Source organism: Rubrivivax gelatinosus, assembly GCF_016583785.1.
GTDB lineage: Bacteria > Pseudomonadota > Gammaproteobacteria > Burkholderiales > Burkholderiaceae_C > Rubrivivax > Rubrivivax gelatinosus_B.
Map to the genome: position 1 here is coordinate 17,326 of NZ_NRRU01000001.1, position 11,518 is coordinate 28,843.

The window sequence follows — 11,518 nt, forward strand, 5'->3', positions numbered from 1 at the left end:
ATGGAAACATTCGTGCGCTAGCGGAGGACGCGAATGGGGATGAGCCGACTCGGTTGAGCCCTGTCGCGCGGCGTGCTCATCGCCTGGCGGGGTGGTCGTGAGTCTGGAGTTCGTCATCGCTGATTGGTCGGCCTGGAGTCCGGGGCTGTGCTCGCAGGAGCAATGGCGGGACTGGGCACAAGACCCCGTGCTGCCCGTTGGCCACGCGCGCCCCGAGCTGCCCGAAATGCAGCCGATGCTGCGTCGGCGCCTGGACCCGCTCGGCCGCATGGCGGCCCAGGTCGTCTACTGGTGCCAGGGCGAGCGCCGCGACATGCCGGTGGTCTTCGCTTCACGCTACGGCGAGCCGGCACGTTCGCTCGAGATGCTCGCCGCGCTGGCCGCGGCTGAGCCGCTGTCGCCCACGACCTTCGGCCTGTCGGTGCACAACGCGATCGGCGCGATGGTCGCGATCGCGCGCGGCGACCGTGCCAATACCACCGCGATCGCCGGCGGTGCCGCGACGCCGGCGGCGGCGCTGGTCGAAGCCGGCGCGCTGCTCGCCGACGGCGCGGCCGAGGTGCTCGTCGTCTGCTGCGACGCCCCGCTGCCCGAGCCTTACGCCGAGTTCTCCGATGGGCCGGCCGCCCCCTGGGCATGGGCCTGGCGGCTCGCGGCCGGCACCGCTGGCCAGCCCTGTTTGCGCCTGGACTGGGAAGACGCCGGCGTCGAGGCCGACAGCGCCGCCGTCCTGCCCTTCGGCCTGGAGCTGCTGCAGACCGTGCTGGCGCCCGGGCCGGGCTGCCAGCGTGTCGTCGACGGTCGCCGCTGGCACTGGAGCCACGATGCCTGAGCGCCTGAACCGCAGCTGGCGAGTCGTCGCCACGGGGCTGTGTTTCGCCTCCTTCGGGCTCGGCGGGCTGGTGCTGCGCCTCGTGGTCTTCCCGCTGCTGGCGGCGATGGTGCGCGACCCGCGCCGGCGCGCCTGGCGCTCGCGGCGGCTGATCCGCCGCAGCTTCCGCCTGTTCATCGCGATGATGAGCGGGCTGGGCGTGCTGAGCTACGAGCTGCGCGGCGCCGAACGCCTGCGCCGCCGCGGCCTGCTGGTGCTGGCCAACCACCCGACGCTGGTCGACGTCGTCTTCCTGATGGCCTTCGTCGAACGCGCCGACTGCATCGTCAAGGGGGCGCTCGCGCTCAACCCGTTCACGCGCGGACCGGTGCGCGCCGCCGGCTTCGTCTGCAACGACAGCGGCGAAGGCCTGCTCGGCGACTGCCTGGCCTCGCTGCGCGACGGCGGCAACCTGATCGTCTTCCCCGAAGGCACGCGCACGCCGCGCCAGGGCCGGCCGCGGCTGCAGCGCGGCGCCGCCCACGTCGCGGTGCGCGGCGGCGTCGACGTGACGCCGGTGCACATCCGCGTCGAGCCGCTGACGCTGGGCAAGGGCGAGCCCTGGTGGCGCGTGCCCCCGCGGCGGCCGCATTTCGTCTTCGAGGTCGGCGACGACATCCCGGTGCGGCACTTCGTCGGCGACGGTGTCGCCGAGCCGCTGTCGGTGCGCCGCCTGACCGACCACCTCACCCACCATTTCGCTTCGGAGAACCCACGTGCAGCGGCTTGAGCAGGAAATCAAGGAACTCATCATCTCGTCGCTGTCCCTCGAGGACCTGCGGCCCGAGGACATCGACGCCCAGGCGCCGCTGTTCGTCGAAGGCCTGGGCCTGGACTCGATCGACGCCCTCGAGCTCGGGCTGGCGCTGCAGAAGCGCTACGGCGTGAGCCTCTCGGCCGACTCGCAGGAGACACGCCGCCATTTCGCCAGCGTCCAGGCGCTCGCGGCCTTCGTCGCCGCCGCGCGCCAGCCGGCCTGACCCTTATTCCCCGCACCGCCATGACCAAGGACGACATCCTCGCCCGCATCGTCGAGATCCTGCAGCAGACCTTCGAGATCGCGCCCGAGCGCATCACGCCGCAGGCCCGCCTCTACGACGACCTCGACATCGACAGCATCGACGCCGTCGACCTGATCGTGCAGCTGAAGCCGCTGGTCGGCGCCCGGCTCCGGCCCGAGGCCTTCAAGTCGGTGCGCACGGTGCAGGACGTCGTCGACGCGCTGCACGGCCTGGTGCACGACGGCGCGACCGCCTGAGCGCCGTCCCGTTGAGGCCGTTGCTGACGGCCCTGATCGCGCTCGCGACCGTGGCCTATCCCCTGCTGGTCTACACCGGCATGAGCACGCTGGAGCCGCGCTGGATGGCGCTGCTGCTGGCGGCGCTCGCGCTGGCGCGCGCCGCCGCAGCGCGCAGCCGCACCTGGCTGGCGGCGGCGGCCGGCGCGACCGTGCTCGCTGCCTTCGCCTGGGCGGGCAACGCCTGGCTGCCGCTCAAGCTCTACCCGGCGCTGGTCAACACGCTGCTGCTGGTCGTGTTCGGCGCCAGCCTGCGCTGGGGGCCGCCGGTGGTCGAGCGTCTGGCGCGGCTGCACGAGCCCGAGCTGCCGCCGGCCGGTGTCGCCTACACGCGCCGCGTCACCCAGGCCTGGTGCGGCTTCTTCGTCGTCAACGGCGGCATCGCGCTGGCCACCGCGTTGTGGGCCAGCGACGCCGTCTGGGCCTTCTACAACGGCCTGCTGGCCTATCTGCTGATCGGCCTGTTCTTCGGCGCCGAGTGGCTGCTGCGCCGGCGCCTGCGCGCGCGCCTGGCCGCCGGGAGCGTGCATGTCTGAGGCGCTGCCGCTGCACCGGCTGCTGGCCGAGGCCGTGCCCGATGGCCTGCCGGTCGCCTGGCGCGACGGCGGCTGGGTCACGCGGCGGCAGTTCGTCGTCGAGGCCGCGGCCTGGCGGGCCGCTTTCACCGCCGCGCCCGGGCGCCGCCACGCGCTGTACTTCGAGGACAGCCTGAGTTTCGCCGCCGCGCTGTTCGGCGCCTGGCATGCCGGCGTCGAGGTCTGCCTGCCGGGCGACCGCCAGCCGGCGACGCTGGAGCGGCTGCGCGCGCTCGGCTGCGGTTTCGCTGGAGACCTGCCGGGCGCGCTGCAGCCCGCCGCAACATGCACGCCGCCGGTGTTCACGCCGCTGGACCCGCGGGCCGCGCGGCTGCTCGTCTTCACCTCGGGTTCCTCGGGCGAGCCGGCGGCGATCCCGAAGCGGCTGGACCAGCTCGACGCCGAGGTCCAGGCGCTGCAGTCGGCATTCAGCGCCGCGCTCGACGCCGAAGGCCCGGCCTGGGTTGCCGCGACCGTCTCGCACCAGCACATCTACGGCCTGCTGTTCCAGGTGCTGTGGCCGCTGGCGGCGGCACGCCCGTTCTGCGCCCGCCGGCTCGAATACGCCGAGGAGATCACGACGCTGCCCGGCACCGGGCCGCTGCTGCTGGTGTCCAGCCCCGCGCACCTGCGCCGCCTGCCACCGGCTTTCGACTGGGCCGCGGCGCGACAGCGGCTGCGCGCCGTGACCTCGTCGGGCGGGCCGCTGCCGGTCGAGGCAGCAGAGCAGAGCCTGGCGCTGCTGGGGCAGTCGCCGACCGAGGTCTTCGGCAGCTCCGAGACCGGCGGCATCGCCTGGCGCCGACGCGCCGAACACGGCGAACGCTGGCAGCCGCTGCCCGGCGTCGACTGGCGCATCGACGACGAACGCCTGGCCGTGCGCTCGCGCCACCTGCCCGACGACGCCTGGTGGCCGACCAGCGACCGCGTGCAGGCGCTGGCCGACGGCGCTTTCGAGCTGCTGGGCCGCGCCGACCGCATCGTCAAGGTCGAAGGCAAACGGATCTCGCTGACGGCGATCGAACAGGCGCTGCTGGCCGACGGCACGCTGGCCGAAGCGCGGGCGCTGCTGCTGCCGGCAGCACTCGGCGGCCGGCTCGCCGTCGTCACCGTGCCCGGGCCGGCGGCGCGTGAACGGCTGCGGCAGCTGGGCCGCCGGGCCTTCAACGAACAGCTGCGCCGGGCGCTGCTGGCGACGCTGGAGCGGGTGGCACTGCCGCGGCGCTGGCGCCATGTCACCACGCTGCCGGCCGACACCCAGGGCAAGTGCAGCGAAGCCGCGCTCGCGGCGCTGTTCCGGCCGCTGATGCCCGAGCCCGTGTGGCTGGAGCGCGGGCCCGAGCGCGCGCGCCTGGTGTTGCCGCTCGACCCCACGCTGCGTGTCTTCGACGGCCATTTTCCCGGCGCGCCCATCCTGCCCGGGGTCGCCCAGATCGACTGGGCGGCAACGTTCGGCCGCCAGTGTTTCGAGCTGCCGCCGCGTTTCCTGCGCCTGGAGCAGCTGAAGTTCCAGCGCCCGCTCGAGCCCGGCATGCGTGCCGAGCTGCTGCTGGAATGCCGTGCCGGCACGGGCGTGCTCCTGTTCCGCTACGAGTCGGAGCAGGGCGTGCACGCGGGTGGGCGCATCGTCTTCGGGGCTGCCGATGCCTGATCCGGTCGTCGTCATCCCGGTCTACAACCACCCGGCGACCATAGGCGCGATGGTGGCCGCGGTGCGTGGCCACGGCTTGCGCTGCATCCTCGTCGACGACGGCAGCGATGCCGGCTGCGCCGCGGTGCTGGACGCGCTCGCCGCGCAGCACGGCCAGCCCGTGACGCTGCTGCGCCTGGCCAGCAACCAGGGCAAGGGCGGGGCGATGCTGGCCGGGCTGCGCGAGGCCCGGCGCCAGGGTTTCGAACACGCGCTGCAGATCGACGCCGACGGCCAGCACGACCCGGCCGACATCCCGCGTTTCGTCGCCCTGTCGCGCCGGCACCCGGATGCCGTCATCTGCGGCTGCCCGGTCTACGACGACTCGGTGCCGCGCGGCCGGCTGTACGCACGCTACCTGACCCACGTCTGGGTCTGGATCAACACCTTGTCGCTGGCGATCCGCGACTCGATGTGCGGCTTTCGCATCTACCCGCTGGCAAGCACGGTGGCGCTGATCGACGAGGTCGCGATCGGCCGGCGCATGGACTTCGACAGCGAGGTGCTGGTGCGCCTGCACTGGCGCGGCGTGGCGGTGGTCAACCTGCCGACGCGGGTGCACTACCCGCAGGACGGCGTCTCGCACTTCCGCGCCTGGCGCGACAACCTGTTGATCTCGCGCATGCACGCGACCCTGTTCGCCGGCATGCTGCTGCGCGCGCCGGCGCTGCTGGCGCGCCGGCTGCGGGGCGGGCGATGACCACGCGCGCGGCGCCGCACTGGGCGCGCATCGGCGAGAGCAGCTTCGTCTTCGGCATGTGGCTGCTCTACGGCGTGCACCGCACGCTCGGGCGGCTGCCGTTCCGGCTCTGCCTGTACCCGGTGGTCGCCTGGTACTGGGCGACGCGGCCGCTGGCCCGGCGTTCGTCGCTCGAATACCTGCGCCGGCTGCAGGCGGCGCACGGCGGCGTCTGCGCGCCGGGCCGCGAGCCGGGGCTGGGCCACAGCCTGCGCCACTTCCTGTCGTTTGCCGAGACCATCCTCGACAAGCTGCTGGCCTTCAGCGGCCGCTACCCCTTCGACGCCGTGCGCCTGGCCGGGCTGGAGGCGATGCAGGCGATGATCGCGCGTGGCCAGGGCGGCATCTTCGTCACCGCCCACGTCGGCTGCCTGGAGCTGTGCCGCGCGCTCGCCGACCGCTGCCCGGGGCTGCAGCTGACGCTGCTGGTGCACACGCGCCACGCCGAACGGTTCAACGCGATGCTGCGCCGGCTCGACCCCGGCAGCCGCATCGAGCTGCTGCAGGTCACCGAGGTCGACCCGGCGACCGCGGCGCTGCTGGCGCGCAAGGTCGAGGCCGGCGGCTTTGTCGCCATCGCCGGCGACCGCGTGCCGGTGACGCGCAGCAAGGTCGTGCGGGTTCCCTTCCTCGGCCACGACGCCGATTTCCCGGTCGGCCCCTACGTGCTGGCGGCGCTGCTGAAGTGCCCGCTGGTGCTGCTGGGCTGCGTGCGCGAGGGCCGTGCGCATGCGGTCGGTTTCGAGCTGCTGGCCGAGCGTGTCGAGCTGCCGCGCGGCCGCCGCGACGCCGCGCTCGCCGCGTATGCGGCCGCGTTCGCAGGACGCCTGGAGCGTCTGCTGCAGCGCGCGCCCTACGACTGGTTCAACTTCTATCCCTTCTGGGCGCCGGCCGACGGCGCCCACCGTCCATGACCCAAGCCCCGCACACCCCGCCGCGCCGCGTCGTCTTCGACGGCTCGCGCCTGAGTCTGGAAGACATCGCCGACCTGGCCCAGGGCCGGGCGCAGGCGCAGCTGTCGTGCGAGCCGGCCTTCCGCGCCCGCATCGCCGTCGGCGCCGACTTCCTCGACCGGCTGCTGCGCGAGGACGGGGTGGTCTACGGCGTCACCACCGGCTACGGCGACTCGTGCACGGTGGCGGTGCCGGCGGAACTCGTCGCCGAGCTGCCGCACCACCTCTACACCTATCACGGCTGCGGCGCCGGGCGTTTCCTGACGCCCGAAGAGACGCGTGCCGTGCTCGCCGCGCGCCTGGCTTCGCTGTGCCAGGGCGTCTCGGGCGTCAGCGTCGGCTTGCTGGAGCAGCTCGAGCGCCTGCTGGTGCACGACCTGCTGCCGCTGATCCCGGCCGAAGGTTCGGTCGGCGCCAGCGGCGACCTGACGCCGCTGTCCTACGTCGCCGCGGTGCTCTGCGGCGAACGCGAGGTCCTGCACCGCGGCCAGCGCCGCCCGGCGGCCGAGGCGCTGGCCGAAATCGGCATCGCGCCGCTGCGCCTGCGGCCCAAGGAAGGCCTGGCGATCATGAACGGCACCGCGGTGATGACCGGCCTGGCCTGCCTGGCTTGGCGGCGCGCCGACTACCTGTCGCGGCTGGCGACGCGGCTGACGGCCTGCAACGTCGTCGTCGCCAAGGGCAACGCGCACCACTTCGACGAGCGCCTGTTCGCGCTCAAGCCGCACCCGGGGCAGCAGCGCGTGGCCGCGCGGCTGCGTGCCGACCTGCGCAGCGAACGCCCGGCGCGCAACGACCAGCGCCTGCAGGACCGCTATTCGCTGCGCTGCGCGCCGCACGTCATCGGCGTGCTCGAGGACGCGCTGCCCTTCCTGCGCGGGCTGATCGAGAACGAGCTCAACAGCGCCAACGACAACCCGCTGATCGAGCCCGACGAGCAGCGTGTGCTGCACGGCGGCCATTTCTACGGCGGCCACATCGCGCTGGCGATGGACACGCTGAAGAACGCGGTCGCCAACGTCGCCGACCTGCTCGACCGCCAGCTCGCGCTGCTCGTCGACAGCCGCTACAACCACGGCCTGCCGGCCAATCTGTCGGGTGCGAGCGGCGCGCGTGCCGCCATCAACCACGGCCTGAAGGCGCTGCAGATCAGCGTCTCGGCCTGGACCGCCGAGGCGCTGAAACAGACGATGCCGGCCTCGGTGTTCTCGCGCTCGACCGAGTGCCACAACCAGGACAAGGTCAGCATGGGCACGATCGCCGCGCGCGACGCGCTGCGCGTGCTGGAGCTGACCGAGCAGGTCGCCGCGGCGATGCTGATCGCCGCGCGTCAGGGCCTGCTGCTGCGCGAGCGCCTGGATCCGGCGCTGCCGCTGGCCCCCGAACTCGCCGCCTTCCGCGCCGACCTGGACGACCGCATCGCCCCGGTCGTCGAGGACCGCGCGCTCGACGCCGACCTGCAGCGCCTGCTGGCGGCGCTGCGCGAACGTGCCTGGAGGCTGGCATGAGCGCTCAGGACTTGTCCGGGGCTCATTCCCGCCTGGCGGGACCGGCCGGCAGGCCGAAGGGTGCTCCAGTGAGCACGCCCGAGTTCGTCCACGAGATCGAGATCAGCCCCGCCTTCCACGATCTCGACCCGATGGAGATCGTCTGGCACGGCCACTACGTCAAGTACCTGGAGATCGCACGCTGCGCGCTGCTGCAGCGCTACGACTACGACTACCCGCAGATGCGCGAGTCGGGCTACGCCTGGCCCATCGTCGACATGCGGCTGAAGTACGTGCGGCCGATGGAATACGGCCGGCGCGCGAAGGTGCAGGCGCGCATCGTCGAGTGGGAGAACCGGCTGCGCATCGAGTACCTGATCCGCGACGCCGAGACCGGCGCCAAGCTGAACAGCGCCTACACGATCCAGGTCGCGGTCGACATGGCGACGCGCGAGATGTGTTTCGTCTGCCCGCAGGTGCTGTGGGACCGGCTCGGGGTGCAGCCATGAGCACGCGTCGCGGCGCGCTGTTGCTGCTGGCCGCCACGCCGCTGGTGCTGCGCGCCGAGCCGGTGCCGGCCATCGTGCAGCAGGTGCGCCAGCGCCTCGCCGAAGCGCCGGTGGTGCGCGGCGAGTTCGAGCAGCGCAAGACCGTCAAGGGCTTCCGCAACCCGCTGTTGTCGCGTGGCGACTTCCTCGTCGCGCGCGAACGCGGCGTGTTCTGGCACACACGCGAGCCCTTCGCGTCGACGCTGGTGCTGACGCGCGAGCGCCTGCTGGCGCGTGGTGCCGACGGCAGCGTCTCGACGCGGCTGGACGCGCGCGAGGAGCCGGGCCTGCGCTCGCTGAACGAGCTGCTGTTCGCGCTGATGGCCACCGACCTGGCGCTGCTGAACCAGCGCTTTCGCATCGCCGGCGAGCTGTCCGGCGCCGAGGGCTGGAAGCTGCAGCTGACACCGCGCGACGCCGCCGTCGCGCAGTGGGTCGCCGGCATCGAACTCGAAGGCGAGCGCCACGTGCGCAGCGTGCGTGTCGCCGAGGCCCAGGGCGACCTCAGCCTGATCCGTTTCTCCGCCATCACCACGGCGAACGTGCTGACACGCGAGGAGGCGGCGCGTTTTGACTGAAGCCGCGACGCTCGCGACGGCGCGCCGCGGCGGCGCCTGGCCCTGGCTGGCGCTGCTGTGGCTGCTGGTCGTGCTCGCCGTGGCCGGGCACCAGTGGCGCTTCTGGCAAGAGGGCCGGCTTGACGCTGACGTGATGGCGCTGCTGCCGCAGGACGAACGTGCGCCCGAGGTCGGCCGCGCCACCGAGGCGCTGGCGGCGCAGGCCTCGCGCCAGGTCGTCGTGATGCTGGGTGCGGCCGACTGGGACGCCACCCGCCGCGCCGCCGCCGCCTGGCGCGCCACGCTCGCGGCGGGGCCGGCGCCGCTGAAACCGAGCACGCTCGGCGACACCCAGGCGCTGGGCGCGGCGCTGGACTTCTACCGCCCCTGGCGCGACCGGCTGCTGACGCCGGCACAGCGCGAACGCCTGGCCGCGACGCCGCCTGCAGCGCTGCAGCAGCAGGCGCTGGCAGCGCTGTTCCAGCCCTCGGCGGCGCCGCGGATGTCGGACTGGGTGGCCGACCCGCTCGGCCTGTGGCCGCAGTGGTGGGCCGAACGTGCCGGCCAGACCCGCGCCCGGCCGCGGGACGGCGAACTCTGGCTCGCCGCCGACGGCCGGCAGTGGCTGGTGCTGGGCTACGAGGTCGTCGGGCCGGCCTTCCGCATCGACGGCCGCGCCGACATCGGCGACGCGCTGGCCGGCGCCGAAGCCGCTGCGCGTGCTGCCGAGCCCTCGCTGCAGGTGCTGGCCGCCGGCGTGCCGCTGCACGCCGAAGCCGCCGCGGTGCAGGCCAATGCCGAGGTCAACACCATCGGCTGGGGCTCGCTGGCCGCGGTGCTGCTGCTGGTGTGGCTGGCGTTCCGCTCGCTGCGGCCCATCGTGCTGGTGGCGCTGTCGCTGCTGATCGGCGTCGCCGCGGCGCTGTCGCTGACCGCGCTCGTCTTCGGCAAGGTGCACCTGCTGACGCTGGTCTTCGGCGCCAGCCTGGTCGGCGTCGCCGAGGACTACGGCATCCACTGGTTCGCGACGCGCCAGGGCCACCCCGGCACCGCACCGCGCACGCTGATGCGCCAGCTGCTGCCGGGCATGGTGCTGGCGCTGGCGACCAGCGTGCTCGCCTACGCGGCGCTGGCCATCGCGCCGTTCCCGGGGCTGCGCCAGATGGCGCTGTTCTCGGCCACCGGCCTGGTCGCCGCCTTCCTCACCGTCGCCTGCTGGTATCCGCTGCTGGACCGCTCACCGGTGCGCGCCAGCCGCTTCGCCGAGCGCATCGCCGCCAGCCTGGCGCCGTGGCCCCGGTTCCGGCGCTCGCGCACGCTGGCCGTCGCCGGCGTGGCGACGGCGCTGCTGGTCGGCGTCGGCCTGGCGCGGCTGCAGCCGGGCGACGACCTGCGCCAGCTGCAGGGCTCGCCGGCGCCGCTGGTCCAGGCGCAGCGTGAAGTCGGCCGGCTGCTCGGGCTGCCGAGCCCGGCGCAGTTCTTCCTCGTCCAGGCCGACAGCGCCGAAGAGCTGCTGCAGCGCGAGGAAGCGCTGACGGCGCGGCTGCAGCCGCTGCAGCAGGGCGGCCACCTGGGCGGCTGGAGCGCGCTGTCGGACTGGGTGCCCTCGGCCGCGCGCCAGGGCGCCGACGCCGCGCTGTCGGCGCACGTCGAAGGCTCGGTGCTGGCGGGCGTCAACACCGCGCTCGGCGAATCGCTGCAGCGGCCGGGCTTCGCCGCCGCGCCGCTGACGCTGGAGCGCTGGCTCGCGTCGCCGGTGTCGGCCGCGGCGCGTGCGCTCTGGCTCGGCGACACGATGGGGCGGCCGGCCAGCGTCGTGATGCTGCGCGGGCTGCACGACCCGGCGCAGCTGCCGGCGCTGGCGGCGGCAGCCGATGGGCTGCCGGGCGTGCGCTGGGTCGACAAGGCGGGCGAGTTCGGCGCGTTGCTGGGCCGCTACCGCGTCGCGATGAGCTGGCTGCTGGTGCTGGCGCACGCTGCCGTGTTCGCCGCGCTCTGGCTGCGCCTGGGCCGCGGCGCCTGGCGCGCCTGGCTGCCCACGCTGCTGGCCAGCGTGCTGACGCTGGCGTTGCTGGGCCTGGCCGGGCAGCCGGTGCAGCTCTTCAACGTGCTCGCGCTGCTGCTGCTGCTGGGCGTGGGCGTGGACTACGGCATTTTTCTCTTCGAGCACCAGGGCGACGGCTCGGCCTGGCTGGCGGTGGTGCTCGGCGCGGCCAGCACCTGGCTCAGCTTCGGCCTGCTGGCGCTGTCGGCGACACCGGCGCTGCGCGCCTTCGGGTTGACGCTGCTGCTGGGCATCGGCCTGGTGTGGATGCTCGCGCCCTGCCTGCGCTGCATGCCGGCCGAACACACGACAACAGGGAGTCCCACATGAATAAAGCCATCTTCGCCGTGCTGCCGGTGCTCGTGCTCGCCGGCTGCGCGATCCGCCAGCAGGTCCAGGCGGTGCCCGCCGACCTGCGCGAGCTCTGCGTCATCGAGAACCCCGGCGTGCGCCCGGGTTTCGTCAGCGAGCTGCGCAGCAGCCTGCAGGCGCGTGGTTACCGCGTGCGCATGCTGGCGCCGACGGCCAAACTCGACGAATGCCCGGTGACGGCGACCTACGCCGCGCGCTGGACCTGGGACCTGGCGCTGTACATGTCCTACGCCGAGATCCGCGTCTACCGCGACCTGCGCCAGATCGGCTCGGCCGTCTACGACTCGACTCGCGGCTCGGGCAACCCCGGCAAGTTCATCGACGCCGAAACCAAGATCCGCGAACTGGTGCAGCAGCTGTTCCCTGCGCCCGCCGGCGCCTGAGC

At 73.5% G+C, this 11,518-nt stretch carries 13 protein-coding genes; all 13 read left to right on the forward strand.

What is annotated here, in order from left to right:
• Nucleotides 1-187 precede the first annotated feature (187 nt).
• The 13 genes from CKO43_RS00080 to CKO43_RS00140 all read left to right on the forward strand — a co-directional run bounded on the left by CKO43_RS00080 (nucleotide 188) and on the right by CKO43_RS00140 (nucleotide 11,516).
• On the forward strand, nucleotides 188-832 hold the full coding sequence (locus tag CKO43_RS00080; RefSeq protein WP_431191951.1) for a beta-ketoacyl synthase chain length factor: 645 nt from the start codon (nucleotides 188-190) through the stop codon (nucleotides 830-832).
• A complete protein-coding gene (locus CKO43_RS00085) occupies nucleotides 825-1,601 on the forward strand; it encodes a lysophospholipid acyltransferase family protein (protein WP_200377456.1) in 777 nt (258 codons plus the stop codon). Before CKO43_RS00080 ends, CKO43_RS00085 begins: the two co-directional genes overlap by 8 nt.
• The gene (locus CKO43_RS00090) at nucleotides 1,588-1,851 is read left to right on the forward strand and encodes a phosphopantetheine-binding protein (protein WP_200225710.1); all 264 of its coding nucleotides are present in this window, start codon (nucleotides 1,588-1,590) and stop codon (nucleotides 1,849-1,851) included. Before CKO43_RS00085 ends, CKO43_RS00090 begins: the two co-directional genes overlap by 14 nt.
• Nucleotides 1,852-1,871: 20 nt before the next feature.
• Nucleotides 1,872-2,129 (forward strand): acyl carrier protein, encoded by a 258-nt coding sequence (locus tag CKO43_RS00095; protein WP_200225712.1) that lies wholly within the window; start codon nucleotides 1,872-1,874, stop codon nucleotides 2,127-2,129.
• A gap of 20 nt (nucleotides 2,130-2,149) precedes the next feature.
• Nucleotides 2,150-2,704, forward strand: coding sequence for a COG4648 family protein (locus tag CKO43_RS00100; protein WP_346728188.1), 555 nt, complete (start codon nucleotides 2,150-2,152; stop codon nucleotides 2,702-2,704).
• A complete protein-coding gene (locus tag CKO43_RS00105) occupies nucleotides 2,697-4,394 on the forward strand; it encodes an AMP-binding protein (protein ID WP_200377458.1) in 1,698 nt (565 codons plus the stop codon). Before CKO43_RS00100 ends, CKO43_RS00105 begins: the two co-directional genes overlap by 8 nt.
• Entirely contained in the window at nucleotides 4,387-5,133 is a 747-nt protein-coding gene (locus CKO43_RS00110; protein ID WP_200377459.1) for a glycosyltransferase family 2 protein, read from the forward strand. Before CKO43_RS00105 ends, CKO43_RS00110 begins: the two co-directional genes overlap by 8 nt.
• A complete protein-coding gene (locus tag CKO43_RS00115) occupies nucleotides 5,130-6,086 on the forward strand; it encodes an LpxL/LpxP family acyltransferase (protein WP_200377460.1) in 957 nt (318 codons plus the stop codon). The genes CKO43_RS00110 and CKO43_RS00115 overlap by 4 nt, the downstream gene beginning before the upstream one ends.
• Nucleotides 6,083-7,633 carry an HAL/PAL/TAL family ammonia-lyase gene (locus CKO43_RS00120; protein ID WP_200377461.1) on the forward strand — a complete coding sequence of 517 codons (1,551 nt, stop codon included), beginning with the start codon at nucleotides 6,083-6,085 and terminating at the stop codon, nucleotides 7,631-7,633. The genes CKO43_RS00115 and CKO43_RS00120 overlap by 4 nt, the downstream gene beginning before the upstream one ends.
• Nucleotides 7,634-7,701: 68 nt before the next feature.
• Entirely contained in the window at nucleotides 7,702-8,121 is a 420-nt protein-coding gene (locus CKO43_RS00125) for an acyl-CoA thioesterase (RefSeq protein ID WP_346728189.1), read from the forward strand.
• Entirely contained in the window at nucleotides 8,118-8,738 is a 621-nt protein-coding gene (locus CKO43_RS00130; RefSeq protein ID WP_200377463.1) for an outer membrane lipoprotein carrier protein LolA, read from the forward strand. The genes CKO43_RS00125 and CKO43_RS00130 overlap by 4 nt, the downstream gene beginning before the upstream one ends.
• Nucleotides 8,731-11,091 (forward strand): MMPL family transporter, encoded by a 2,361-nt coding sequence (locus CKO43_RS00135; protein WP_242481009.1) that lies wholly within the window; start codon nucleotides 8,731-8,733, stop codon nucleotides 11,089-11,091. Before CKO43_RS00130 ends, CKO43_RS00135 begins: the two co-directional genes overlap by 8 nt.
• The gene (locus CKO43_RS00140; RefSeq protein WP_200377464.1) at nucleotides 11,088-11,516 is read left to right on the forward strand and encodes an Sbal_3080 family lipoprotein; all 429 of its coding nucleotides are present in this window, start codon (nucleotides 11,088-11,090) and stop codon (nucleotides 11,514-11,516) included. The genes CKO43_RS00135 and CKO43_RS00140 overlap by 4 nt, the downstream gene beginning before the upstream one ends.
• The last annotated feature ends 2 nt before the right edge of the window (nucleotides 11,517-11,518 follow it).